This window comes from Streptomyces graminofaciens (assembly GCF_030294945.1).
Lineage (GTDB): Bacteria > Actinomycetota > Actinomycetes > Streptomycetales > Streptomycetaceae > Streptomyces > Streptomyces graminofaciens.
The window spans coordinates 10,597,294-10,620,146 of record NZ_AP018448.1; the positions used below are offsets into that span (position 1 = coordinate 10,597,294).

The following is a 22,853-nucleotide window of genomic DNA, read 5'->3' on the forward strand; positions in this document are numbered from 1 at the left end:
AAACGGGTGGGGTTGCCTGGAGTGTCAGGTGGGGTCTACGCGCGCCGCATCGGTGAAATCGCCGGTCTTTACGGTCCGGTTAACTCGCCAGTAACGTGATGAGTGTGGTGACTCCGGTGAACCCCCCACAACTTCCGCATCGCTCGCCACCGCCCCCCATGAACGCGTGGCCGAGCCCGAGCCCGAGCGCGGCGCCGGCCACCCCGCCCGCGCTGTCCGCAGGCGTACGCGTACGCCTGCTGCACGCCGCGCACGGCGATCCGCGCGCCGCGCTGGAACTCGCCGCCGCCCTGACCGAACGCCAGGCGGCGGGCCTCGATCCGCTGCCCGCCGAGCCCGTCGCCCTCGCCCCCGCACTGCTGCGGACCCATCGACGGGAAGTACGGGCCCTGCCCGACGACACCCGGTTCCTGCTGCTCCTCGCCGCCGCCGACCAGTACCCGGTCCCGACGCACGCCTACGCCCGGGCCGTCACCGCGGCCCGGCTCGACACCCGCCCGCTGGATGTGGCGGAGGCGGCCGGTCTCGCGCATGACACCGCGCACGGCATCGTCTTCCGCGACCCCTGGACACGCGTCGCCGTCTACGAGTCCGCGTCCACGACCGACCGGCGCGAAGCCCACCGCCTCCTCGCCGCCGTGCTGAGCGGCGAGGGCGAGCGACCCGGCCGCTCCTGGCACCGGGCCGCGGCCGCCCTCGGCCCCAGCCGCCGCCTCGCCGCCGAACTCCGGCTCGCGACACGGGTGGCACGTGCCATCGGCGAACCCGCGCTGGCCTCAGCCCTCGCCGAACGCGCCGCAACGCTCACCCCCGAACCGGCCGAACGCACCCCCCTGCTCGCCCTCGCCGCCGCCGAGGCCTGGCACGCGGGCGACGGCGACCGCGCCCGCCGCCTGGTCGCCGCCACCGACCACGACGCTCTCGGCGGACTGCTCGCACTGCGCGCGGGCAACGCCTCCGAGGCCTTCGACGCCCTGCTCACGGCCGCCGTCCGGCACGGCGCCGACAATGGCGCGGCCGACACGGCCACCCATTTGTTGGCACGAGCCACCGAAGCCGCCATCTACACCGGCGACCTGCGCCGATGTCGCGAGGCCGCCGCCGTCGCCGACCGGCTCGGCATCCTGCCCCCGGCCACCCTGGGCGCGCTCACCGCCGCCTTCGAAGGCCGCTACGACGACGCCCGGGGCGTCCTCCAAGCCGCCGCCGGCCGCTGCGGCCCCGGCGGCGACCCCACCCTGCTCATCCATGCCGGCATCGCCTCCCTCCTCCTCGGCGACCACACCGGCGCCGCCACCGCCACCGCCCGGGCCGCCGCCTCCGCCCGCTCCCGGGGCGAACGGGTCACCGTGCCGCAGGCCATGGAGTTCCGGGCCTACGCCGAGTTCTGGACCGGACGCCCGAAGGCCGCCGAGGCCTCCGCCCTGGAGGCCCTGCACCAGGCGTACGCGACCGGGCAGGACAACGGGGCCTGCCATCTCCAGGCCGCCCTCGCCATGTTCGCGGCCATCACCGGCGACGAGCAGGTGTGCCGGGAACGTGCCGAGGGCGTCCGCGCCCACGCCCTCGAACGCGGACTCGGACTCCCGGCCGCGCTCGCCATGTTCGCCCTCGCCTTCCTCGACCTCAGCACCGGCCGGTACGGCGCGTCGGCTGCCCGACTCCGCGCGCTCGCCGGATTCGGCCCCGGACACGGACACCGGGCGATCCGGCACATCGCCACCCCGCACTACGTCGAGGCCGCCGTCCGCACCGGCGACACCCGCGTGGCCCGGGCCGCGCACGCCGACTACGACCGCTGGGCCCGTACCGTCCGCAGCCCCGACGACCTCGCCCTCAGCGCCCGCTGCCACGCCCTGCTGGCCACCGGGGAGGAGGCCTTCGACCACTACCGCACGGCCCTGGACCTGCACGCGTCCGGCACCCGCGACTTCGAACGCGCCCGTACGGAACTGCTGTTCGGCAGTGCGCTGCGCAGACTCCGCAAGCGCACCGAGGCCCGCGACCGGCTGCACAGCGCCCTGGAAGCCTTCGAACACTTCGGCTCCCCGCACTGCGCGACCCAGGCCCGCGCCGAACTCCGCGCCCTCGGCGAACGCGCCGAGCCCACCCACACGGCCGACGCCCTGGCCACCCGCCTCACGGCCCAACAACTGATGGTCGCCCGCATGGCGGCCGACGGCGCCACGAACCGCGAAATCGCCGCGAGGCTGCTGCTGAGCCCACGCACGATCGACCACCATCTGCGGGGGGTGTTCGCGAGGCTGGGGATCAGATCACGGATCGAGCTGGTGCGGTTGCTTGGGGAGGACGGCGGCTGACGCAGTTACCACCGTGGGCTGTCGATCCGCAGGGCGAACGGGTGGGCAGCCGACAGCCCCGGGTGCCTTCTCGGCAGGTCCAGCGGCGCGACTGCCCGCGGCTACGAAGCCTCCCGCGCCGAAAACACCCCCGCGTCCCACACCCCACCCAACACCGGGGCCAGCCAGCCCCCCGCCCCCGCACGGAAGTGCGCCGGCTCCCACGCCCCCGCCCCGGAGGGCACCGCACCCACCAACGGCGCCCCCGCCACCACCGGCAGATCCGCCAGGTTGCAACGAGACGCCAGATCGGGCGCGTCGGGCCAGCTGCCGATCACGACACCCGTCAAGTCCAGCCCCCGCACCCGCAGCTCGCGCGCGGTCAGCTCGGTCGTGTTCAGTGTGCCGAGCCCCGCGGAGGCGACCAACAGCACGGGCGCGCCCAGCAACCGGGCGGCATCCGCCAGCGTCCCGCCCGCCTCGTCGAACCGTACGAGCAGCCCGCCCGCGCCCTCGACCAGCACCAGATCGTGCTCGACTGCCAGCTTGGCCGCCGCCTCGGCCACGTCCGCGGGCCGCACCGGAGGCAGCCCGGCGCGCCGGGCTGCCGTCGCGGGAGCCAACGGCTCGGGATAGCGGCCGAGTTCGCGGGTCGTGACGGCACCCGCGAGCCGGGCCACCTCGTCCGCGTCACCGCGCTCGTCCGGCCGTACCCCCGTCTGCGCCGGCTTGAGCACGGCGACGGACCGGCCGGCCGCCGCGGCCACCGCGGCGACGGCCGCCGTGGTCACCGTCTTGCCGACCTCCGTGCCCGTCCCCGTGATCACCAGGACCGCCATGTCACCCCTCCCGCGCCGCCGCGCACACCGCGCGCGCGATCCGCGCCACGTCCTCGTCGCCCGTGACGTACGGCGGCATCGTGTAGACGAGATCCCGGAACGGCCGCAGCCACACGCCCTCGCGCACCGCGGCCGCCGTGGCCGCCCTCATGTCCACCTCGTGGTCGAGCTGCACGACACCGATCGCGCCGAGCACCCGTACGTCCTTCACACCAGGGAGGTCCGAAGCCGGTGCCAGCTCCTCCCGCAGGCCCGCCTCGATCCGCTTGACCTCCGAAAGCCAGTCCTGGCCCAGCAGCAGATCGATCGACGCGCCGGCGACGGCCGCCGCGAGCGGGTTGCCCATGAAGGTGGGCCCGTGGGCCAGTACCGGCACCTCGCCCCGCGAGATCCCGTCGGCCACTGCTGCCGTGCACAGGGTCGCCGCCAGCGTCAGATAACCGCCGGTGAGCGCCTTGCCCACGCACATCACATCCGGCGTGACCGCCGCGTGCTCCGCCGCGAACAGCGCGCCCGTGCGCCCGAACCCGGTCGCGATCTCGTCGAACACCAGCAGCACGCCGTGCGCGTCGCACGCCTCGCGCAGCACCCGCAGATACGCGGGGGAGTGGAAGCGCATCCCGCCCGCGCCCTGCACGACCGGCTCGACGATCACGGCCGCCAGTTCGTCCGCGTGCCGCTCGATCGCCGCACGCAACTGATCGGCGTACGACTCCTCGTACGCGACCGGTGGCGGGCCGACGAACACCTGCCGGGGCAGCACCCCGGTCCACAGCTCGTGCATCCCGCCCTCGGGGTCGCACACCGACATCGGCTGCCAGGTGTCGCCGTGGTAGCCGCCGCGCCAGGTCAGCAGGCGCTGCTTGCCGGGGCGGCCCAGCGAACGCCAGTACTGGAGGCACATCTTGACCGCGACCTCGACCGACACCGAGCCCGAGTCGGCCAGGAAGACATGCTCCAGACCCTCGGGGGAGATGTCGACCAGGCGCTTCGCGAGCCGTACGGCGGGCTCGTGCGTGAGCCCGCCGAACATCACATGGCTCATCCGGGCGAGCTGCCCGTGCGCGGCCTCGTTGAGCACCGGGTGGTTGTAGCCGTGGATGGCCGACCACCAGGACGACATGCCGTCGACCAGCTCGCCCGAACCGTCCGCGAGCCGCAGCCGGACCCCGCTCGCCGACTCCACGACGAGCGGTTCGACCCGGCCGGGCATGGGCCCGTACGGATGCCAGACGTGCCGCCGGTCGAGATCCAGCAGCTCGGAGACCGGCAGATCAGGCATTGGGCGCGAGATCCGTTCCGGCACCCCGGCGGCGTACGGCGACCAGGTCCGTACGCGCCTCGTTCGCCTTCGCAGCGGACGCGGCGGCGGGAACGGATCCGCAGACTCCGCCGCCCTCGTGGGACCCGCAGCCGCCCCCCGTGCCCTCGTGCGACCCGCATCCGGCGTTTTCCGCCGACCCGCACCCGCTGACCACCGCACTCGCCCGGTGTTCCGGCAGGGTCACCTGGTCCGCGCCCTCCACCTCGAACCCGGCGTCGGCGATCATCTCCAGGTCGGCCTTGCCGGCCTGGCCCTCGGTGGTGAGGTAGTCGCCGAGGAAGATCGAGTTGGCCAGGTGCAGGGCGAGCGGCTGCATCGTGCGGAGATGGACCTCGCGGCCGCCCGCGATACGCACCTCGACGTCCGGGCAGACGAAGCGCACCATGGCCAGAATCCGTAGACAGCGCTGCGGGGTGAGGTTCCACTCCTTGGCCAGCGGGGTGCCCTCGACCGGGATCAGGAAGTTCACCGGGACCGAGTCCGGGTCCAGTTCGCGCAGCGAGAAGACCACGTCGACCAGGTCCTCGTCGCTCTCGCCCATGCCCGCGATCAGCCCGGAACAGGCCGAAAGACCGGCCGAGTGCGCCTTCTGTACGGTGTCGACACGGTCGGCGTACGTATGCGTGCTCGTGATGTCGCCGTACGTCGCCTCGGACGTGTTGAGGTTGTGGTTGTACGCATCCGCCCCGGCCTCGCGCAGTCGCTCGGCCTGGCCCTCGGAGAGCAGACCGAGGCAGGCGCACACCTCGACGCCCTCGTTCGCTTCCTTGATCGCCTTGATGGTGTCGGAGACCCGGTCCACGTCCCGGTCGGTCGGGCCCCGGCCACTGGCCACCAGACAGACTCGCTTGGCGCCACCCGCCAAACCGGCGGCGGCGGCCTCGGAGGCCTGGTCCGGCTTGAGCCAGGTGTACTTGAGGATGCCGGTGGTGGAGCCGAGCCGCTGAGAACAGTAGGAACAGTCCTCGGGGCACAGGCCGGACTTCAGGTTGACCAGGTAGTTCAGCTTCACCCGGCGTCCGAACCAGTGCCGGCGCACCTTGCCGGCCGCGGTCACCACGTCGAGCAGGTCGTCGTCGGAGGTGGCAAGCACGGCGAGCGCCTCGGCACGGCTCGGCGACTCGCGCCGAAGCCCCTTGTCCACCAGCGTGTTCAGCAGGTCCATGAGAGCCGATCCTGTCCTACGCGGTGGCCCCGGGCCAAGGATGGTTCGTACAAGAGAGTCCGTAAGACGTGTGGGTATTGCCACATCGTGGGTGGTTGATCGTGCGGCTAGGGTCTGTGAACTGCCTACAAAAGCACCCGCTCCGTGGGCGGCCCACACCACCCCGGAGGGACCCATGGCGTTCGGCTGGATCGACGAGCAGGCGGCCGTGCGCCGCCGCGCCGGGCTCGTACGGACGCTGCGGCCCCGTCCGGCCGAGTCGCCGCTGCTGGACCTCGCGAGCAACGACTATCTGGGCCTGGCCCGGCACCCCGAGATCACCGAGGGCGCCGCCGAGGCCGCCCGCAGGTGGGGCGGCGGTGCCACCGGCTCCCGGCTCGTCACCGGCACCACCGAACTGCACGGCGAGTTGGAGCGGGAGCTGGCCGACTTCACCGGCTTCGAGGCGGCCCTGGTCTTCTCCTCCGGCTACGCGGCCAACCTCGCCGCCGTGACCGCCCTCGCCCCCCACGGCTCCCTCGTCGTCTCGGACGCGGGCAACCACGCCTCGCTCATCGACGGCTGCCGACTGGCCCGGGGCACCACCCAGGTCGTGGCCCACGCCGACCCGGAGGCCGTCCGCAAGGCGCTCGGCACCCATGCCGGGCCCGCCGTCGCGGTCTCCGACACCGTCTTCTCGGTGGACGGGGACGCCGCCCCGCTGGCCGAACTGGCTGCCGCGTGCCGTGAGTACGGCGCCGGGCTCGTCGTGGACGACGCCCACGGCCTGGGCGTACTGGGCGACGGTGGCCGGGGTGCCCCGTACGCGGCGGGGCTCGCGGGCGCCCCCGACGTCGTCGTGACGGTCACGCTGTCGAAGTCCCTGGGCAGCCAGGGCGGCGCCGTCCTCGGCCCGGCGCACGTCATCGACCACCTGGTCAACGCGGCCCGTACGTTCATCTTCGACACGGGCCTCGCCCCGGCCGCCACCGGCGCCGCCCTGGCCGCGCTCAGGCTGCTGCGCCGTGAGCCGGAGCGGGCCGCGCGGGCCCGTGAGGTGGCGAGGGAACTGCACACACGGCTGACGGCGTCGGGCCATGAAGCGGTGCGGCCCGACGCCGCCGTGGTGTCCGTGCGCGCGCCGTCTGCGGATCAGGCGGTGCGATGGGCGGCGGACTGCCGTACGGCGGGGCTCGCCGTCGGCTGCTTCCGCCCACCGTCCGTGCCCGACGGCATCTCGAGGCTGCGGCTGACCGCCCGCGCGGATCTCACCGAGGGGCAGATCGACCGAGCCGTGGGGATCATCGGCGATACGCGACCGTGAGTCGGCGTCCCGGCCGTGCTCGCCAAGGGCGATGGTGCTGGGCGCTCTCGCTTACCGAAGCGCGGTGAGGAACCCCTCCCAGGCTCCGGGGGCGAACAGCAGGGCGGGCCCCGCCGTGTTCTTGGAGTCGCGTACGGCGACCAGTCCGGCCCAGGGGCCGGGGCACGGCCGGGCGGTCTCGACGCAGTTGTTCATTCCGGTGCTGCGGCTGCTGCGCACCCATCGCACACCGCGCAGCGCGGTACTGGTGGGTACGTTCCGAGGCAGTGCGGACATTGGTGCCTCCTTACGCGCCGTCGGCCGACTCGGCCAGTCCGGCGATGTAATCCAACGATTCCTCGGGCGAAAGGGCGTGGATCTGAAGGGTGTCGAAGGCCTCCACATAAGCCTTGAGGTCTTCTTTCCGCTCGAGGTAGAGGCTACTCGTCAAGTGGTCGAGAACAACGACGTCCAGATCGGATGTGCTCCGAAATGAGAAGATTACGTAAGGCCCGGTGATGCCGATATGCGCCCCGGCAGTGAACGGCAGCACCTGCAGCCGCACTTGGGGAAGCGCCGCGGCCTCGGCCAGTCGGCGCAACTGACGGGCCATGACCTCGGGTCCGCCCACCTCACGCCGGAGAACCGCCTCGTCGAGCACGGCGCTCAGCTCCATCGGCGGATCCGCCCGCAGGACGTCCTGCCGCGCGAGCCGTACCTCCACGAGGGCGTCGAGTTTGTCGTCTTCCAGCCCCTCCACCGCGGCCCGGGTGACCGCCCGGGCGTACTCCGGGATCTGCAGAAGCCCGGGCACCACCGAGGTCTCCAGTGTCCGCATCCCGCTGGCCTGGGACTCCAGACTGATGAAATCGCGGTACGTCGGCGGCAGTACCCCGCGGTACGCGTGCCACCAGTTGTGCCGCCCGCCGCCGTCCTCCGAGCCGGCGAGCGCCAGGAGCAACTCCCGTAGCTCGGAGTCGTCGATCCCGTATGCGTCCAGCAGGACCCGCACGTCCGCCGGCTTCACCCCGCTGGCGCCGGTCTCGATCCGGCTCACCTTGGACTGGTGCCAGTCCACGAGCCGGGCGGCCTGGGTGCTGGTGAGGCCGGCCCCGGTGCGCAGATCACGTAGCTCGGCGCCGAGCTTGCGGCGACGTACCGCCGGACCGTATTGCATGGGTTTCTCCTTCCGCCCGGCGCGTGCTGGTCGGGTGACGCAGAGGATGGACCGAGAGTCCACCCGAATACGGTCGGCCGTCGGAGAGTTCACCGCTTCGAGCGACAGATATATGCATATCTTGGTGGATCGCCACTCGTTGTGGCCCAGGTGATGGCACTCTGGCGCGAAGCACCAGTTCCGGGACCGTACTCGAACCAACCGCTCCGTGTCGGACACCGGTCCCGTGGGAAAGGGACGACCTCGCCATGGCAGACCACCAGGAAGCATCCGTCACTCTGCCGAGCGATCCCGCCTCGGTGTCCGCTGCCCGTAGATACGTCGCCAACGTGCTGGCCGAATGGGGCCTGCCGAGCGACACGGACACCGCCGACACCGTGCGCCTGATCGTGTCCGAACTCGCCACCAACGCCGTCCAGCACACGTTCGGTCAATCGCCCACCTTCACCGTCGACCTCGCGCTCGACCGCGACGAGCGGCTGCACATCGGTGTCACCGACAGCCATCCGCGCTTTCCGAAACGTCTGCCCGCCGCCGTCCAGCAGGACAACGGCCGGGGCATGGTCATCATCCGCTGGCTGACCGCCGAGTGCGGCGGCAGGCTGAGCGTCAGACCCACGCGGGAGGGCGGCAAGACGGTGGCGATCGAGCTGCCGTGGGCGGCGCCGGTACAGCCGGTCAGGGCCGGCGGACAGCAGGAGCCCTGAAGGGGCCGTGGGACGACAGCGGCCCTCGGTGCTGTCGCGCGAGGGCCGGTGTCCGGTGTGGAGCGGGCGGCGGCAGGACGCGCCGCCACCGCCCGTCAGCGGCGGATCAGACGACCCGGCCGTACCAGACGCTCTTCGTCCATATCTTTTCGAGCTTCACGACGTCACCCGTCTTCGGCGAGTGCCAGATCTTTCCCTTCCCGGCGTAGATACCGACGTGGTAGACGTTCGAGCCCGAGTGGAAGAAGACGAGATCTCCGAGCGTGCGTTTGCTCGATGAGATGTGCTTCGTCTTGTTGTACTGCTGCTGAGCAGTACGGGGCAGCTTCTTGCCCGCCTTCTTGAACGAGTAGAGGGTCAGCCCTGAGCAGTCGAACCTGCCCGGGCCCGTGGCGCCGTACTTGTACGGGGAACCCTTCTTCGAAGCCGCGACCTGTAGTGCCTTCGACGCCGGTGTGGCCGCCTCGGCGTCGGATACGACGCCCGGGGCCAGGATGCTGCCGCCCACGGCGGCGATGGTGAGAGCCGAGGCCGTGCCGGCCCGGGTCAACAGCGACGGGACACGATTCAGCGCAGTCATGCGCAACCCTTCGTCAGCCGCCTGTGAAGGATGACCTGTCGGATTCGGGCTGGCGAAGTTGCCCGGCCGCGTGACGCGGCTTCACCCCAAGGGCTGCTCGGCCCGGTCATGGCGTGACCGTTCCGGCGACCCGTCGTGCTTGGGTCCTCCACTCCTGCCGATGCACTCCTGTCGACCGGTCATCCGGGCGGCGGCAGGACTCGGCGTCCACCCGGATCGCCCCGCCGCTGTGGCGGGGGCTTGTCGTCAGGAAGGGATCTTGACGCACCGAAGCCGGAAAATCCCAACGGAATCGGGGATTTGTGGCCTTACTCACCACTCGCCCGATCGGGTGGACAGGGTGTTTTCGGTGCTGTTGTCCACCCGGTCGAGGAGCCCCGCACCTGCACCGGAACAAATCATTCCGGCCCTGACGTAGGCGCGTTGCGCAACTGCGAAGGGCCTTCGGGGAGGATGCCCCGCTAGGCCTTTCGAGTGACGACATCCGGTCCGTATGCCAACTGGTCCGGACGTCTCCTCGGCCCATCAGTACGGCCGGCGACCCCGGATCGGTTCAGACCGGTTCGAATTCGGGTGAGTTCGGCTTGGTCGGCGCGGCTTCGTGCGGGTGTGGACGGAGCGCTTCGGTGTGGCTTTCACGCGGCTTCGGGGCGGCCGGATCAACTGTCGGAATCGGGCGGCAGGGTGACCCGGGCCGCGCGTCGTTCTCCGTCGAGGACGCGCAGGGCCCGCGCCATGGTTGCGGCATGCACTTCATGTTCGCCCCGGCTGTGCATCAACTCAAGTGCGTCGCGCAGCGCGTGCGCCTTTGCGACCAGAGCCTGCGCCGCCCGCAGCCCGCGATAGGTGTCGCCGGGGCGTGCGGGATTGATCCGGCCGAGGAGGTCGACGACGTCGAGGTAGCGGTCGATCAGCTCCGCCTCGGCGCGGGTGAGGGCGGGCAGCGGCGGCAGTTCGGGGACCATCGGCGGCTCACCTCGCGCCGGGGGACGTGCCGCCCGGGAGGGTGCGCGAGGTCTTGCGGCTCGGGACGATTCCGTCGGCGAGCCCGTACTCCACCGCTCCTTGCGCGTCGAGGAACTTGTCCCGCTCGATGTCGGCGCGGACCTGCTCGGGGTCGCGTCCCGTGTGCCGCGCGAGCAGCTCCTCCAGCATCCGGCGGTCGCGCGCCAACTCCTCGGCGCGTATGGCCAGGTCGCTCGTCTGCCCCTCGATCGGCTCGGTGAGCGCCGGCTGGCGGATCACCACCCTCGCGCCGGGCAGGACGTACCGCTTGCCCGGTGTGCCGGCCGCGAGCAGCACCGCGGCGGACGACCCCGCCTGCCCCAGGCAGATCGTCTCCACATCGCAGGTGACGAAGCTGATGGTGTCGTAGATCGCCGTCATCGCGCGGAGCGAGCCGCCGGGGGAGTTGATGTAGAGCGAGATGTCGCGGTCCGGTGACTGGTACTCGAGGTGCATGAACTGCGCCATCACGTCGTTGGCCGAGGTGTTGTCGATCGGCGTCCCGAGGAACACGATCCGTTCCTCCAGCAGCTTCGAGTACGGATCCAGCGTCCGGTGCCCCGCACTCGTGCGCTCGGTGAACTCGGGCAGGACGTAACGGGCTGACGGTCGGTCCATTCCACCCATGGGGGCGCGCCTCCTCTGATCGGCCTCTGTGTCTCTGTAAAAAATGTACAGGACGTACGCTCCGGTGGGCATGCGGCTCGGCTGACAGCGCAAAGGGGGCTCTGCGGGCGCCCGGTCTAAGCTGGACTCCATGGCCTACGAGATTCCGGTGACGCAAGCCAGGGCTGAACTCGCCGACCTGATCAACCGCGTGGTCTACGGCGGTGAGCGCGTCGTCGTGACGCGGCACGGCAAGCCCTTGGTCGCTCTGGTCTCCGCCGCCGACCTGGAGCGGCTCGAAGAGCTGGGGGAGCCCGCGGAGGAGCCGGTCGTCAGCGCGGTGTCCACGCGGGTCTCCGGCGTCCGCGAGGTCGCGTCGGCCCCGCGCGAGCAGCACCGGTTCGGGATCACGGCGGAGCATCGGGGGAGCGGCGCTTCGTAGGCGCGGCAAGGGGGCCGAAGACGTCGCGACGGCCGTGTGTCCCCGTACTTCGGTACGGGGACACACGGCCGTCGCGTCAGCTGCCGGGGCGGCGTCGGGCGCGCGCTCAGCTCGCAGGGGCAGGGGCAGGGGCAGGGGCAGGGGCAGGGAGCGGGGCCGGTTCTGTTGTCGGTTCGCTCGTGGTGGCGCGCTGCTTGAGCAGGTTGCCCAGCAGGACCGCTCCCAGGCCGAGCGCGGTCCACCCGGTCAGGGTGAGCGCGGGGCCGAGCCCGGCGGCGCCGTCGAAGAAGGACACCGAGCGCAGCAGTGACGCGCCCGCCCCCGGCGGCAGCCACTGGCCGAGCGTGCCCGCCGGCTCCGGCAGCATCTGCGGTGCCGAGGACGCGGCCGAGAAGGGGTTGCCGAGCAGTACGACGAGGAGCCCGCCCAGTCCGATACCGGGCTGCCCGAGCAGGGCGGCGAGTCCGGCTACGGTGGCGCCCACGGCCAGCGTCGACAGGCTCAGTACGCCGGCCTCGGCCCACCAGTGGCCGTCGAGCACGCCCAACCAGCTGTGTGCGATCCCGGTGGCGACCAGGCCGACAAGCGCGGCGGCCCCGACCAGTGCGCCGAGCGCGCGCGACCCGCGCAGCCCGAGCAGGGTGACCGTGGCGCCGGCGGCCGTACCGGCCAGCGCCAGCGGCAGCACACTCGAACCGAAGCCCGAGCCGCGCGGGTCGTTCGCCGGGGTGGCCACGACGTCGACGGTCGTCACCTCGGTGCCTTCCGCGGCGGCCTGGTGCGCCACCGCCTGCTGCAGCAACTGGGCGACGAGCGGGCTCGCGGCCGAGGCGGTCAGCAGCTTCGGTCCCGTCTCGGTGACGACCACCGCGCCGTATACGGTCCGGTCCTCGATGGCGTCCCGGGCGGCGGCCTCGTCGGCGTAGTGGTGGAGCTCGAACGCGCCCTTCCGCTGCTCCAGCCGCTGCTCGACCTGGGCGGTGGCGGCCGTGGGTCCCGCCACGCCGAGCGGCAGGTCGCGGGGGGCGGTGCGGGCGGCGGGCCAGGCGAAGGCCCAGAGCGCGAGCGCCGCGAGGACGGGGACCAGGACGATGACCGCGATCATGCGACGGCCGTGTGGCGGGGATGACGGCGACGACGGCGACGAGGGGGCTCCGGCCCGGTTGGGCTCGACGGAGGTGGCGGACAAGGCGGACATGGCTTCCTCGGTGTCGGGTGTCGGGTGTCGGGTGTCGGGTGTCGGGGTGGCCTGAGCGAGCGCAAAAAGAATGAAGGTTCGTTTTACTTGCGCCCTCACCATGCTCCCGACGTGCCTCCTTGTCAAGAAGGAACGTTCGTTTTACGTTGGGGGCCATGCCCCGCGTATCCCAGGAGCGTCTCGACGCCCGCCGCCGCCAGATCCTCGACGCCGCCGCCCGCTGCTTCGCCCGCAACGGCTTCCATGCCACGTCCATGCAGGACGTACTGAAGGAGGCGGATCTTTCCGCCGGTGCGGTCTACCGGTACTTCAGCGGCAAGGAGGAGCTGATCGCGGCGATCGTCGGCGCGGTGCTCGACGAGGTTCGTGAGGCGTTCGAGGAAGCCGCCCTGCAGAGCCCGCCTCCGCCGCCGGACGTCCTGATCGGGGCGGTGCTGCGCCGGATCCTGCACAGGGAGCCGTCACTCGGGGAGGTCGGGGAGTCGCTGTATCCGCGGCTGATGGTCCAGGTGTGGGCCGAGACCCTGCGCAATCCCGAGCTGCACGCCATCCTCGACGACGGGTTCGCCAAGGTCCGCAAGCCGTGGATCAAGATCGTCGAGGGGTATCAGGACGCGGGCATGATGCGTGCGGACATCCCCGCTCTCAGTGTCGCGCGGACGATGGTCGCGCTCGCCCAGGGCTTCGCGGCCCAGTACGCGCTCTTCGGCGACGTACCGGTGCAGGTTGTCGAGCTGGGAGTGAAAGCGCTGATGAGCATGGAGGGCCCGGACGTCCGCAAGTGAGCGGAGCGAGCCGGTCCGCAGCGGATCGACACGAGCCCGGTCGCGGCCCGGTTAACGTCGCTGAAACGCTGCCCAATTAGCCTGCGCCCACGTCACCAGCGAATTTGCCCGGTGGCGAGGCAACCGGACCCCGCACGGTCCGGAGCGAGGATATGAGGTGGGACGCCGTGCAACTGACCCCGCACGAGCAGGAGAGGCTGCTGATCCATGTGGCGGCCGACGTCGCCGAGAAGCGCCGTGCCCGTGGGCTGAAGCTGAACCACCCCGAGGCCGTCGCGTTGATCACCGCGCACATCCTCGAAGGCGCGCGGGACGGCCGTACGGTGGCCGAACTGATGGCGTCCGGCCGGAAGCTGCTCACCCGGGACGACGTCATGGAGGGCATCCCCGAGATGATCCACGACGTCCAGGTCGAGGCGACCTTCCCGGACGGCACCAAGCTCGTCACCGTCCACGACCCGATCGTCTGAGGGGCCTCGATGATTCCCGGAGAGATCCTCTTTGCCGAGGACTCAATCGTCTACAACGAGGGCCGTGAGGTCACCCGGCTCACCGTCCTCAACGCCGCCGACCGGCCCGTCCAGGTCGGCTCCCACTACCACTTCGCCGAGGCCAACCCCGGCCTGGAGTTCGACCGCGCCGCCGCGCGCGGCAAGCGACTGAACGTCGCCGCCGGTACCGCCGTGCGTTTCGAGCCCGGGATCCCCGTCGACGTAGAACTCGTCCCGCTCACCGGTGCCCGTGTCGTGCCCGGTCTGCGCGGGGAGACCGGAGGTGCCCTCGATGCCTGAGATCTCGCGTGCCGCGTACGCCGACCTGTTCGGCCCGACCACCGGTGACCGTATCCGGCTCGCCGACACCGATCTGCTGGTCGAGATCGAGGAGGACCGCTCCGGCGGCCCCGGACTCGCCGGTGACGAGGCCGTGTTCGGCGGTGGCAAGGTCATCCGCGAATCCATGGGCCAGGCGCGTGCTACGCGCGCAGAAGGCACCCCGGACACGGTCATCACCGGCGCGGTGATCATCGACCACTGGGGCATCGTCAAGGCCGACATCGGCATCCGCGACGGCCGGATCACCGGCATCGGCAAGGCGGGCAACCCCGACACCATGGACGGCGTCCACCCGGACCTGGTGATCGGCCCCGAGACGGAGATCATCGCGGGCAACGGGCGGATCGTGACCGCCGGCGCCATCGACGCCCATGTCCACTTCATCTGCCCGCAGATCGCCGACGAGGCGCTGTCGGCGGGGGTGACGACACTGGTCGGTGGGGGCACGGGCCCGGCGGAGGGCTCCAAGGCCACCACCGTCACGCCCGGCCCCTGGCATCTCGCCCGGATGCTGGAGGCGATGGAGCAGTACCCGCTCAACATCGGCTTCCTCGGCAAGGGCAACACGGTCTCGCACGAGGCGATGCTGTCCCAGATCCGTGGCGGCGCCCTCGGCCTGAAGCTGCACGAGGACTGGGGCTCGACCCCGGCCGTCATCGACGCGTCCCTGACGGTCGCCGAGCGGACCGGCATCCAGGTCGCCATCCACACGGACACGCTGAACGAAGCCGGGTTCGTCGGCGACACGCTCGCCGCGATCGCCGGACGCGGCATCCACGCGTACCACACCGAGGGCGCGGGCGGCGGGCACGCGCCGGACATCATGACGGTGGTCTCCGAGCCGCATGTGCTGCCGAGTTCCACGAATCCGACCCGCCCGTACACCGTCAACACCGCCGAGGAACACCTCGACATGCTGATGGTCTGCCACCACCTCAACGCGGCGGTGCCGGAGGACCTGGCGTTCGCCGAGTCCCGCATCCGTCCGTCGACCATCGGGGCCGAGGACATACTGCACGACCTGGGCGCCATCTCGATCATCTCGTCCGACGCGCAGGCCATGGGCCGGGTGGGCGAGGTCGTCCTGCGGACCTGGCAGACCGCGCACGTCATGAAGCGGCGGCGGGGTGCGCTGCCGGGCGACGGCCGCGCGGACAACCACCGGGTACGTCGCTATGTCGCCAAGTACACGATCAACCCCGCGCTCGCCCAGGGCCTGGCCCGAGAGGTCGGCTCCGTCGAGAGCGGCAAGCTCGCCGACCTGGTGCTGTGGGAGCCCGCGTTCTTCGGGGTCAAGCCGCACCTCGTCATCAAGGGCGGCCAGATCGCGTACGCGCAGATGGGCGACGCCAACGCGTCCATCCCCACACCGCAGCCGATCCTGCCGCGCCCGATGTACGGGGCGATCGGGCGGGCGCCCGCGGCCAACTCGTTCAACTTCGTGGCGCCGCTGGCGATCGAGGACGGGCTGCCGGAGCGGCTGTCGCTGGGCAAGAAGTTCGTGGCCATCGACTCGACGCGTGGGGTCACCAAGGCGGACATGCGGGAGAACGACGCACGGCCGCGGGTCGAGGTCGACCCCGACAGCTTCGCCGTGCGCATCGACGGGGAGCTGGTGGAGGCCACACCGGCCGCCGAACTGCCCATGGCCCAGCGCTACTTCCTCTTCTGATGACTCCGATGACTCCGATGACCGTGACAACCGCGACAACCGCGACGACTGCGATGACTGCGACGACCGCGATGACTCCGAAGGCTTCGGTGGCTCTCTTGGTGTGGTTCTGATGTCGCGGGCTGCTCTGCTCGTTCTGGCCGACGGCCGCTTTCCCGCCGGGGGGCACGCGCACTCCGGCGGCGCCGAAGCGGCCGTCAAGGCCGGGCTGATCACCGGGGCCGAGGGGCTGGAGGCGTTCTGCCGGGGCCGACTGCACACCTCCGGGCTGGTGTCGGCGTCCCTCGCCGCCGCCGCCGCGCTGGGCGTCGATCCGGTCGAGCTGGACACGGCTGCTGACGCCCGCACGCCGTCGCTCGCGCTGCGGGTCGCCTCGCGGAAGCTGGGGCGGCAGTTGATGCGGGCTGCGCGGGCGACGTGGCCCTCCGGGGAACTGGACGCCGTGGCGCGCGAGTTTCCCAAGGGGGCGCATCAGCCGGTGGTGCTGGGGGTGGCGGCGCGGGGGGCCGGGCTCGGGCCGGACGACGCGGCGTACTGCTCCGCGTACGAGAGTGTGAGTGGGCCGGCGAGTGCGGTGGTGCGGTTGCTGAGCCTGGATCCGTTCGATGCGACGCGGGTGGTGGCGGGGTTGGCACCGGAGTTGGACCGGGTTGTGGAGCGGGCGGTTGCGGCGGCTCGGGGGGTGGTGGTGGACGGGGTGGGGGTGTTGCCCGCGGCTTCCGCTCCGCTGTTGGAGATCGGGGCGGAGGGGCATGCGGCTTGGCCTGTGCGGTTGTTCGCGTCGTGAGTGGTTTCGCCCCCGCCGCCCCTACCCGTCCCATCCTCCAGGGGCGCTGCCCCTTCGACCCCGGCTGCTGCGCGACAGAGCTCGGGTGGGTGGGGTTGTGTGGCGGGTGCGGGAACGTCGTGGTTGCTCGCGCAGTTCCCCGCGCCCCTGAAAAGACCGGGCTGCGCCCTGGCCTTTCCGGGCCCGCAGCACCATTGCTCCCAGGCCCGCAGGACCGTTGCTTCCAGGCCCGTAAGGCTGTTGCTTCCAGGCCGCAGGACCATTGCTTCCAGGCCGTAAGGCCGTTGCTTCCAGGCCCGCAGGACCGTTGTTTCCAGGCCCGTAAGGCCGCCTTCCAGGCCGTAGGGCTGCTGCTTCCAGGCCCGCACGGGCCGTTGTTCTCAGGGGCGCGGGGAACTGCGCGACCAGCCCCCACCGTCCCGCAGCCAAACAAACCGCCCCATCCACCCCAAGCCCGAGCCTCCCAAGCCCCATCCACCCCAGGCCCGAGCCTCCCAAGCCCCATCCACCCCAGGCCCGAGCCTCCCAAGCCCCATCCACCCCAGGCCCGAGCCACCCCAAGCCCCATCCACCCCAGGCCCGAGCCACCCCAAGCCCCGTCCACCCCCAGCCAGCCCCCCATCCACCCGTCCACCACCCGTCCATCACTCGCCCCCCCACCCATCCATCACTTATCCCCCACCCAACCCCCACCCACCCCGGAAGCCCGTCGGGGTTGAAGGGGCGGAGCCCCTGGGGGATGGGACGGGTAGGGGCGGCGGGGGCGAGAAAGCCCACGGCCCGCAGAAGCACACGCACTCGATCGCACAACCAACCCCCTGATCAACACGACCCGGCACCCCGAAGGAGCCCCCACATGCACCTCGGCCACGACCACTCCCACGACGGCCCCTCCGCCGTCGGCGCGGACGCGCAGCGTCCGGACGGCACCCGCCGCGCCCTGCGGATCGGGCTCGGCGGCCCGGTCGGCTCCGGCAAGACCGCCACGGTCGCCGCCCTCTGCCAGGCCCTGCGCGACGAACTGTCCCTGGCCGTCGTCACGAACGACATCTACACCCGGGAGGACGCGGAGTTCCTGCTCAGGGAGGCCGTGCTACCGCCTGAGCGGATCACCGCCGTGGAGACGGGAGCCTGCCCGCACACCGCGATCCGGGACGACATCTCCGCCAACCTGGAGGCGGTCGAGGACCTGGAGGACGAGGTCGGCCCCCTCGACCTCATCCTCGTCGAGTCCGGCGGCGACAACCTCACCGCCACCTTCTCCAGGGGACTCGTCGACGCGCAGATCTTCGTCATCGACGTGGCGGGCGGGGACGACATCCCCCGCAAGGGCGGCCCGGGCGTCACCACCGCCGACCTCCTCGTGGTCAACAAGACCGACCTCGCCCCGTACGTCGGCTCCGACCTCGCCCGTATGGCCGCGGACGCGAAGGCGCAGCGCGCCGAACTGCCGGTGGTGTTCCAGTCGCTGAGGAGCGAGGCCGGCGTCACGGACGTCGCCGCCTGGGTACGGCAGCAGCTCACGGCGTGGACGGCATGACGACGACCGGCACCGGAACCGGAGTCACGGCCACGGCACGGATCTCCGCACGCGAGAACGGGCGGGGCGGAACCGTCCTCCCGACCCTGGAGAGCGCGGGCCCGCTCGCGCTGCGCCGCACCCGGGCCAGCGGCGACGAGGCGCGCGTCATGCTCGTCGGCGCCATGAGCGGACCCCTCGGCGGGGACCGTTTCGCCGTGGAGGCGCAGGTGGGCGAGGGTGCCCGGCTGCACCTCGGCTCGGCCGCCGCGACCATCGCCCTGCCGGGGCAGGCCAAGGGGAGCGAGGCACGCTACGACGTCCGCCTCGACATCGCCGCCGGCGGTGAACTGCGCTGGCTGCCCGAGCAGTTGATCTCCGCCAAGGGCAGTGATCTCGTCGTGTCGACGTCCGTGGACCTGGCCCCCGGCGCCCGGCTGGTGTTCCGGGAGGAGCAGGTGCTCGGGCGGTTCGGCGAGGAGCCGGGGCGGCTGCGCAGCCGGCTCACCGTACGGCTGGGCGGACGTCCGCTGCTCGACCAGGAGGTGACCTGCGGGCCGGGGGCGCCGGGCGGCTGGGACGGCCCGGCGGTGCTGGGGGGACATCGCGCCCTGGGGCAACTCGTCGTCGTGCGGCCGGAGTTCGTGGAGCGGACCCCAGAGCCGCAGGTGCTGGGGGAGTGCGCCGCGCTCACCCCGCTCGCCGGGCCCGCCGTACTCGTCACCGCGCTCGCGCCCGACGCGCTGCGGCTGCGACGCGTGCTCGACGAGGCGCTCGCCGCGGTCGAGGACGCTGCCTGAGACTTCGGCAGACACACACCGGTTGACCCCTCCGCCCCATCGCCCCTCCGCTGAACGGAACTTTCCGCACCGGTTATCGGATTAGTAAAGAACGCTGCTCCCCCCTGTTCTCAGGTGCCTCACAGCCGCGAGGATCCCCCGTGACCATTCGCAACTATGTACGGGGAGTGCCCTCTTGAGAGGTATGAGGCCGACGAGACGGTCAGCAGCGTTCGGCTCCGCCGGGCTGCTCGTCACGGCGACGCTGATAGCCGGTGCCGTGACCGCTCCGGTGGCGAGCGCCACGGAGACCGGCGGCGCCAAGGACCGCGAGGCCAAGGGCGTCGCCGTCGCGGCTGCCAAGGCGGCGAAGAAGGGCATCAGCTGGGCGGACTGCCCCGAGGGCTGGGGGCTGGAGAAGCCGATCCAGTGCGGCTGGGTCACCGTGCCACTCGACTACGCGAAGCCGAACGGCAAGCAGATCAAGCTCGCCGTCGACCGTATCGGCAACACCGGTACGAAGGAGGAGCGCCAGGGCGCCCTCGTCTACAACCCGGGCGGCCCCGGCGGCTCGGGCCTGCGTTTCCCGCGCCGGGTCACGACCAAGAACCCCCTGTGGGCCAACGTCTCCAAGGCGTACGACTTCGTGGGCTTCGACCCGCGCGGTGTCGGCCACTCGGCGCCCATCTCCTGCGTCGACCCGACGGAGTTCGTGAAGGCGCCCAAGAAGGACCCGGTCCCGGACACCAAGCACGACAAGCTCGTCCAGCGCGAGCTGGCCGCCAACTATGCGGCCGGCTGCAAGAAGAACAGCGGCGCGATGCTGCCGCACATGACGACGCCGAACACCGCGCGCGACCTGGACGTCATCCGGGCCGCCCTGGGGGAGAAGAAGCTCAACTTCCTCGGCGTCTCGTACGGCACCTACATCGGCGGCGTCTACGGCACGCTCTTCCCGACCCACGTCCGCCGCATGATCGTGGACAGCGTGGTCAACCCCTCGCGGGAGAAGATCTGGTACCAGGCCAACCTGGACCAGGACGTCGCCTTCGAGGGTCGCTGGAAGGACTGGACGTCGTGGGTCGCGCAGAACGACGCGACGTACCACCTCGGCGACACCCGGGCCAAGGTCCAGGCGAAGTGGCTGGAGCTGCGCGCCACCGCGAAGAAGAACCCGATCGGCGGGCTCGTCGGCCCGGCCGAGCTGATCTCCTTCTTCCAGAGCGCCCCGTACTACGACTCCGCGTGGGCGCCCACCGCCCAGGTGTGGAGCGCCTACGCCGCCGGTGACACCCAGGCGCTGGTCGACGCGGCCGCCCCGGACCTCACCGACACCGCGGGCAACGCGGCCTCGGAGAACGGCAACGCCGTCTACACCGCGGTCGAGTGCGCCGACGCCAAGTGGCCCACGAGCTGGAAGAAGTGGGACCGCGACAACACGCGGCTGCACAAGAACTACCCGTTCATGACCTGGGCCAACGCCTGGATGAACCTGCCCTGCGCCACCTGGCATTCCAAGCAGCACACCCCGCTGGACGTGAAGACCAAGAAGGGCCTGCCGCCCGTCCTGATCGTCCAGTCGGAGCGCGACGCGGCCACCCCGTACGAGGGCGCCGTCGAGCTGCACAAGCGCTTCAAGGGCTCCCGTCTCATCACTGAGAAGAACGCGGGCTCGCACGGCGTGACCAGCCTGGTCAACTCGTGCATCAACACGCGCGTGGACACCTACCTGCTCACCGGCAAGGTGGACAAGGCCGACGTGAAGTGCGAGCCGCACGCCACGCCGAAGCCGTAGTCGTATTCGTAGTTGTAGTCGTAGTCCCAGCCGTCGTCGGTACGGCAGTGAGGGGCGGTCGGTTTTCCGGCCGCCCCTCACCCGTGCTCACGCCCCGAACCAGGCGTCCTCCGCCGCGTAGTCGAAGAGGTCCCCGTACGCCTGGAACATCTTCGGGTACGCCTCCCGCCAGTCCCGGCCGTCCGCCAACCGCCGCTCGATCCACGCGATCGTCTCCGGCAGCGTCTCCGCGTACCGGGCCACCGGGCGGTAGCCCAACTCCCGTTCCGCCGCCGTCATGTCACAGATCACGGGCACCGGCACGGACCACGGGGTGTCGCCCACCGTGGGCGCCGGGGCGGGCCCGTCGACCAGGACGTCCTCGGCCTCGACGCCCATCACCGCGTCGATCGCGGCGGCGATCTCCGCCACCGTCGGAGTGTCGGGGTCGACGGCGTTCAGCACCCGCGCCCCCGGCCGCGCGGCGGCCAGCCTGATCAGCTCGGCGATGTTGCGCACACCCGCCGGATGGAAGCGGCTCGCGCCGCCGTACGCGAGGACCCTGCGCCGGCGCCCGTCCAGGTTGCGCTTGACGAAGTACAGCTCGCGGGGCGTACGGCAGTGCGGCCCGTGGATGGCGCCCGCGCGCAGCAGCGTCGTGGGCAACCGGTCGCCGGCCGCGATGAGTTCACGCTCCAGGCCCGCTTTGCGGGTGCTGTACGACGACTCACCGGGCCGGACCGTCCGCTGCTCCTCGCCGAGCGGCACCGGATACTCGGGGAAGCCGCCCGGTTCGGCCTGGGTGTCGAAGTTGCGGCCCTTGTCGTCCTCGTAGACCGACACGCTGGAGATCACCACGGCCGAGCCGACCCGGTCGGCGAGCCCGGTCAACTGCCGTGCGTGCTCCGGCCCGTAGGCGACCATGTCCACCAGTACGTCGCAGCCGTCGCCGATCGCTTCCGCGAGCGCCGCGTCGTCGGCGCGGTCGGCCCGCGCGACCCGCACCTCCTCCGGCCAGCTCTCGTCCCGCCCGCCGCGCGTCGAGAGGGCCGTCACCTCCCATCCGTCACGCGCCAGCGCGCCCACGGCCACCCGGCCGATCTGTCCCGTCGCTCCGATCACCACAGCACGTCGTGTCATGACCCGACCGTACGACCCCGGACCCGGCCCGGCGCGGTGATCTGCTCAGGGCAGAGCGGCTCGACCCCCGTGATCGCCCATGACCGATTCAGGGCTCAACTCATCGGCATCCGGGGGAACTTGCGCTCCTTCGCCGCCTTGTCCGCCTTCTCGGCGGCCTTCGCCGCGGTCTCCTCCGCCTTGGCCACGGCCGCGTACTTGTCGACGTACTCCTGCTCCGACAGCGACAGGATCGCGTACATGATCTCGTCGGTGACGGCGCGCAGGACGGCCTTCTCGTTCTCCATGCCCTCGTAGCGGGAGAAGTCCAGCGGCTCGCCGAAGCGGATGACGACGGGGTGGATGTTGGGGATGACCTTGCCCGGCGGCTGTGCCTCGAACGTGCCGATCATCGCGCAGGGGATGACCGGCACCCGGGCCTTGAGGGCCATGACCGCCACGCCGACCTTGCCCTTGTAGAGGCGGCCGTCGTGGGAGCGTGTGCCCTCCGGGTAGATGCCGAGCAGTTCGTCCTTGCCGAGCACCCCGAGTCCCTCGCGGATCGCGGCCTGGCCGGCCTCCTTGCCGGAGCGGTCGACCGGGATCTGCCCGGCGCTGCGGAAGAAGTGGGCCGTCAGCCGGCCCTTGATGCCGGGGCCCGTGAAGTACTCGGCCTTCGCGAGGAAGGTGATGCGCCGTTTCAGTACGGCGGGCATCAGGAAGTGGTCGGAGAACGACAGGTGATTGCCGGCGACAATGGCGGGACCCGATGACGGTACGTGTTCCAGGCCTTCGATTCGAGGGCGGAAGACCACTCTCAGCAGCGGTCCTAGAAGTACGTATTTGAGCACGTAATAGAACATGGGGTCGCTCCTGGCGCCGTCGGATCGGCCCAACCGCCGCGTTCCAGCAGGTCAACGGGTGTGCGGTGGGGTGCCAGTGTATGTGCCGACTCCGGTC

At 71.4% G+C, this 22,853-nt stretch carries 23 protein-coding genes and 1 riboswitch; of the genes, 12 read left to right on the forward strand and 11 right to left on the reverse strand.

The window, feature by feature from the left end; translation table 11 throughout:
- Positions 1-158 precede the first annotated feature (158 nt).
- Complete coding sequence (locus tag SGFS_RS46725) at positions 159-2,321, forward strand: helix-turn-helix transcriptional regulator (protein WP_286258719.1); 2,163 nt, start codon at positions 159-161, stop codon at positions 2,319-2,321.
- 101 nt (positions 2,322-2,422) lie between these two features.
- Here the strand turns inward: SGFS_RS46725 and bioD are convergent, their stop codons facing one another.
- Genes bioD through bioB form a run of 3 tightly spaced genes read right to left on the reverse strand, consistent with a single transcriptional unit; the run spans position 2,423 to position 5,628 of the window.
- Positions 2,423-3,139 carry a dethiobiotin synthase gene (gene bioD / locus SGFS_RS46730; RefSeq protein WP_286258720.1) on the reverse strand — a complete coding sequence of 239 codons (717 nt, stop codon included), beginning with the start codon at positions 3,137-3,139 and terminating at the stop codon, positions 2,423-2,425.
- 1 nt (position 3,140) lies between these two features.
- Complete coding sequence (locus SGFS_RS46735; RefSeq protein ID WP_286258721.1) at positions 3,141-4,421, reverse strand: adenosylmethionine--8-amino-7-oxononanoate transaminase; 1,281 nt, start codon at positions 4,419-4,421, stop codon at positions 3,141-3,143.
- Entirely contained in the window at positions 4,414-5,628 is a 1,215-nt protein-coding gene (gene bioB / locus SGFS_RS46740; RefSeq protein ID WP_286258722.1) for a biotin synthase BioB, read from the reverse strand. Before bioB ends, SGFS_RS46735 begins: the two co-directional genes overlap by 8 nt.
- Positions 5,629-5,803: 175 nt before the next feature.
- Between bioB and SGFS_RS46745 the strand changes: the two genes are divergently transcribed.
- The gene (locus SGFS_RS46745; protein ID WP_286258723.1) at positions 5,804-6,931 is read left to right on the forward strand and encodes an 8-amino-7-oxononanoate synthase; all 1,128 of its coding nucleotides are present in this window, start codon (positions 5,804-5,806) and stop codon (positions 6,929-6,931) included.
- A gap of 51 nt (positions 6,932-6,982) precedes the next feature.
- On the opposite strand, the gene SGFS_RS46750 is transcribed toward SGFS_RS46745, so the two are convergent.
- Positions 6,983-7,207, reverse strand: a complete 225-nt coding sequence (locus tag SGFS_RS46750; protein WP_286258724.1) for a DUF397 domain-containing protein — start codon at positions 7,205-7,207, stop codon at positions 6,983-6,985.
- 10 nt (positions 7,208-7,217) lie between these two features.
- Positions 7,218-8,087, reverse strand: a complete 870-nt coding sequence (locus tag SGFS_RS46755; protein WP_286258725.1) for a helix-turn-helix domain-containing protein — start codon at positions 8,085-8,087, stop codon at positions 7,218-7,220.
- A gap of 248 nt (positions 8,088-8,335) precedes the next feature.
- Between SGFS_RS46755 and SGFS_RS46760 the strand changes: the two genes are divergently transcribed.
- Positions 8,336-8,794: an ATP-binding protein gene (locus SGFS_RS46760; RefSeq protein ID WP_286258726.1), complete on the forward strand. Its 459-nt coding sequence runs from the start codon at positions 8,336-8,338 to the stop codon at positions 8,792-8,794.
- 106 nt (positions 8,795-8,900) lie between these two features.
- On the opposite strand, the gene SGFS_RS46765 is transcribed toward SGFS_RS46760, so the two are convergent.
- The 3 genes from SGFS_RS46765 to SGFS_RS46775 form a co-directional block, all read right to left on the reverse strand.
- Positions 8,901-9,374, reverse strand: a complete 474-nt coding sequence (locus SGFS_RS46765) for a C40 family peptidase (RefSeq protein WP_286258727.1) — start codon at positions 9,372-9,374, stop codon at positions 8,901-8,903.
- A 3-nt stretch (positions 9,375-9,377) separates the two neighbouring features.
- Positions 9,378-9,549: riboswitch (cyclic di-AMP (ydaO/yuaA leader) on the reverse strand.
- Positions 9,550-10,033: 484 nt separating this feature from the next.
- Positions 10,034-10,339 carry a hypothetical protein gene (locus SGFS_RS46770; RefSeq protein WP_286258729.1) on the reverse strand — a complete coding sequence of 102 codons (306 nt, stop codon included), beginning with the start codon at positions 10,337-10,339 and terminating at the stop codon, positions 10,034-10,036.
- Between the two features lie 7 nt (positions 10,340-10,346).
- Positions 10,347-10,997, reverse strand: a complete 651-nt coding sequence (locus tag SGFS_RS46775; RefSeq protein ID WP_286258730.1) for an ATP-dependent Clp protease proteolytic subunit — start codon at positions 10,995-10,997, stop codon at positions 10,347-10,349.
- Positions 10,998-11,136: 139 nt separating this feature from the next.
- Between SGFS_RS46775 and SGFS_RS46780 the strand changes: the two genes are divergently transcribed.
- Complete coding sequence (locus SGFS_RS46780) at positions 11,137-11,427, forward strand: type II toxin-antitoxin system Phd/YefM family antitoxin (RefSeq protein ID WP_286258731.1); 291 nt, start codon at positions 11,137-11,139, stop codon at positions 11,425-11,427.
- A 106-nt stretch (positions 11,428-11,533) separates the two neighbouring features.
- On the opposite strand, the gene SGFS_RS46785 is transcribed toward SGFS_RS46780, so the two are convergent.
- Entirely contained in the window at positions 11,534-12,625 is a 1,092-nt protein-coding gene (locus SGFS_RS46785) for an ABC transporter permease (RefSeq protein ID WP_286258732.1), read from the reverse strand.
- 155 nt (positions 12,626-12,780) lie between these two features.
- Here SGFS_RS46785 and SGFS_RS46790 point away from each other — a divergent pair, with 155 nt between their 5' ends.
- From SGFS_RS46790 to SGFS_RS46825, 8 genes are all read left to right on the forward strand, one after another.
- A complete protein-coding gene (locus SGFS_RS46790) occupies positions 12,781-13,410 on the forward strand; it encodes a TetR/AcrR family transcriptional regulator (protein WP_286258733.1) in 630 nt (209 codons plus the stop codon).
- A gap of 167 nt (positions 13,411-13,577) precedes the next feature.
- Positions 13,578-13,880, forward strand: coding sequence for an urease subunit gamma (locus tag SGFS_RS46795; RefSeq protein WP_048819736.1), 303 nt, complete (start codon positions 13,578-13,580; stop codon positions 13,878-13,880).
- 9 nt (positions 13,881-13,889) lie between these two features.
- Positions 13,890-14,201 (forward strand): urease subunit beta, encoded by a 312-nt coding sequence (locus SGFS_RS46800; protein WP_149824025.1) that lies wholly within the window; start codon positions 13,890-13,892, stop codon positions 14,199-14,201.
- Positions 14,194-15,915, forward strand: coding sequence for an urease subunit alpha (locus SGFS_RS46805; RefSeq protein WP_286258735.1), 1,722 nt, complete (start codon positions 14,194-14,196; stop codon positions 15,913-15,915). The genes SGFS_RS46800 and SGFS_RS46805 overlap by 8 nt, the downstream gene beginning before the upstream one ends.
- A gap of 112 nt (positions 15,916-16,027) precedes the next feature.
- On the forward strand, positions 16,028-16,702 hold the full coding sequence (locus tag SGFS_RS46810) for an urease accessory protein UreF (protein WP_286258736.1): 675 nt from the start codon (positions 16,028-16,030) through the stop codon (positions 16,700-16,702).
- Positions 16,703-17,558: 856 nt separating this feature from the next.
- On the forward strand, positions 17,559-18,242 hold the full coding sequence (ureG, locus tag SGFS_RS46815; protein ID WP_286258737.1) for an urease accessory protein UreG: 684 nt from the start codon (positions 17,559-17,561) through the stop codon (positions 18,240-18,242).
- Positions 18,239-19,021: an urease accessory protein UreD gene (locus SGFS_RS46820; protein WP_286258738.1), complete on the forward strand. Its 783-nt coding sequence runs from the start codon at positions 18,239-18,241 to the stop codon at positions 19,019-19,021. The genes ureG and SGFS_RS46820 overlap by 4 nt, the downstream gene beginning before the upstream one ends.
- A 184-nt stretch (positions 19,022-19,205) precedes the next feature.
- Complete coding sequence (locus SGFS_RS46825; protein ID WP_286258739.1) at positions 19,206-20,795, forward strand: alpha/beta hydrolase; 1,590 nt, start codon at positions 19,206-19,208, stop codon at positions 20,793-20,795.
- 87 nt (positions 20,796-20,882) lie between these two features.
- Here SGFS_RS46825 and SGFS_RS46830 read toward each other — a convergent pair whose 3' ends face one another.
- Positions 20,883-21,899 carry an NAD-dependent epimerase/dehydratase family protein gene (locus SGFS_RS46830; RefSeq protein WP_434028245.1) on the reverse strand — a complete coding sequence of 339 codons (1,017 nt, stop codon included), beginning with the start codon at positions 21,897-21,899 and terminating at the stop codon, positions 20,883-20,885.
- Between the two features lie 110 nt (positions 21,900-22,009).
- Positions 22,010-22,756, reverse strand: a complete 747-nt coding sequence (locus tag SGFS_RS46835) for a lysophospholipid acyltransferase family protein (RefSeq protein WP_286258742.1) — start codon at positions 22,754-22,756, stop codon at positions 22,010-22,012.
- Between the last annotated feature and the right edge of the window lie 97 nt (positions 22,757-22,853).

Coding starts and splice junctions, on each gene's coding strand:
- SGFS_RS46725 (WP_286258719.1), top strand. CDS start 159: ATGAACGCGTGGCCGAGCCCGAGCCCGAGCGCGGCGCCGGCCACCCCG.
- bioD (WP_286258720.1), bottom strand. CDS start 3,139: ATGGCGGTCCTGGTGATCACGGGGACGGGCACGGAGGTCGGCAAGACG.
- SGFS_RS46735 (WP_286258721.1), bottom strand. CDS start 4,421: ATGCCTGATCTGCCGGTCTCCGAGCTGCTGGATCTCGACCGGCGGCAC.
- bioB (WP_286258722.1), bottom strand. CDS start 5,628: ATGGACCTGCTGAACACGCTGGTGGACAAGGGGCTTCGGCGCGAGTCG.
- SGFS_RS46745 (WP_286258723.1), top strand. CDS start 5,804: ATGGCGTTCGGCTGGATCGACGAGCAGGCGGCCGTGCGCCGCCGCGCC.
- SGFS_RS46750 (WP_286258724.1), bottom strand. CDS start 7,207: ATGTCCGCACTGCCTCGGAACGTACCCACCAGTACCGCGCTGCGCGGT.
- SGFS_RS46755 (WP_286258725.1), bottom strand. CDS start 8,087: ATGCAATACGGTCCGGCGGTACGTCGCCGCAAGCTCGGCGCCGAGCTA.
- SGFS_RS46760 (WP_286258726.1), top strand. CDS start 8,336: ATGGCAGACCACCAGGAAGCATCCGTCACTCTGCCGAGCGATCCCGCC.
- SGFS_RS46765 (WP_286258727.1), bottom strand. CDS start 9,374: ATGACTGCGCTGAATCGTGTCCCGTCGCTGTTGACCCGGGCCGGCACG.
- SGFS_RS46770 (WP_286258729.1), bottom strand. CDS start 10,339: ATGGTCCCCGAACTGCCGCCGCTGCCCGCCCTCACCCGCGCCGAGGCG.
- SGFS_RS46775 (WP_286258730.1), bottom strand. CDS start 10,997: ATGGACCGACCGTCAGCCCGTTACGTCCTGCCCGAGTTCACCGAGCGC.
- SGFS_RS46780 (WP_286258731.1), top strand. CDS start 11,137: ATGGCCTACGAGATTCCGGTGACGCAAGCCAGGGCTGAACTCGCCGAC.
- SGFS_RS46785 (WP_286258732.1), bottom strand. CDS start 12,625: ATGTCCGCCTTGTCCGCCACCTCCGTCGAGCCCAACCGGGCCGGAGCC.
- SGFS_RS46790 (WP_286258733.1), top strand. CDS start 12,781: ATGCCCCGCGTATCCCAGGAGCGTCTCGACGCCCGCCGCCGCCAGATC.
- SGFS_RS46800 (WP_149824025.1), top strand. CDS start 13,890: ATGATTCCCGGAGAGATCCTCTTTGCCGAGGACTCAATCGTCTACAAC.
- SGFS_RS46805 (WP_286258735.1), top strand. CDS start 14,194: ATGCCTGAGATCTCGCGTGCCGCGTACGCCGACCTGTTCGGCCCGACC.
- SGFS_RS46810 (WP_286258736.1), top strand. CDS start 16,028: ATGTCGCGGGCTGCTCTGCTCGTTCTGGCCGACGGCCGCTTTCCCGCC.
- ureG (WP_286258737.1), top strand. CDS start 17,559: ATGCACCTCGGCCACGACCACTCCCACGACGGCCCCTCCGCCGTCGGC.
- SGFS_RS46820 (WP_286258738.1), top strand. CDS start 18,239: ATGACGACGACCGGCACCGGAACCGGAGTCACGGCCACGGCACGGATC.
- SGFS_RS46825 (WP_286258739.1), top strand. CDS start 19,206: ATGAGGCCGACGAGACGGTCAGCAGCGTTCGGCTCCGCCGGGCTGCTC.
- SGFS_RS46835 (WP_286258742.1), bottom strand. CDS start 22,756: ATGTTCTATTACGTGCTCAAATACGTACTTCTAGGACCGCTGCTGAGA.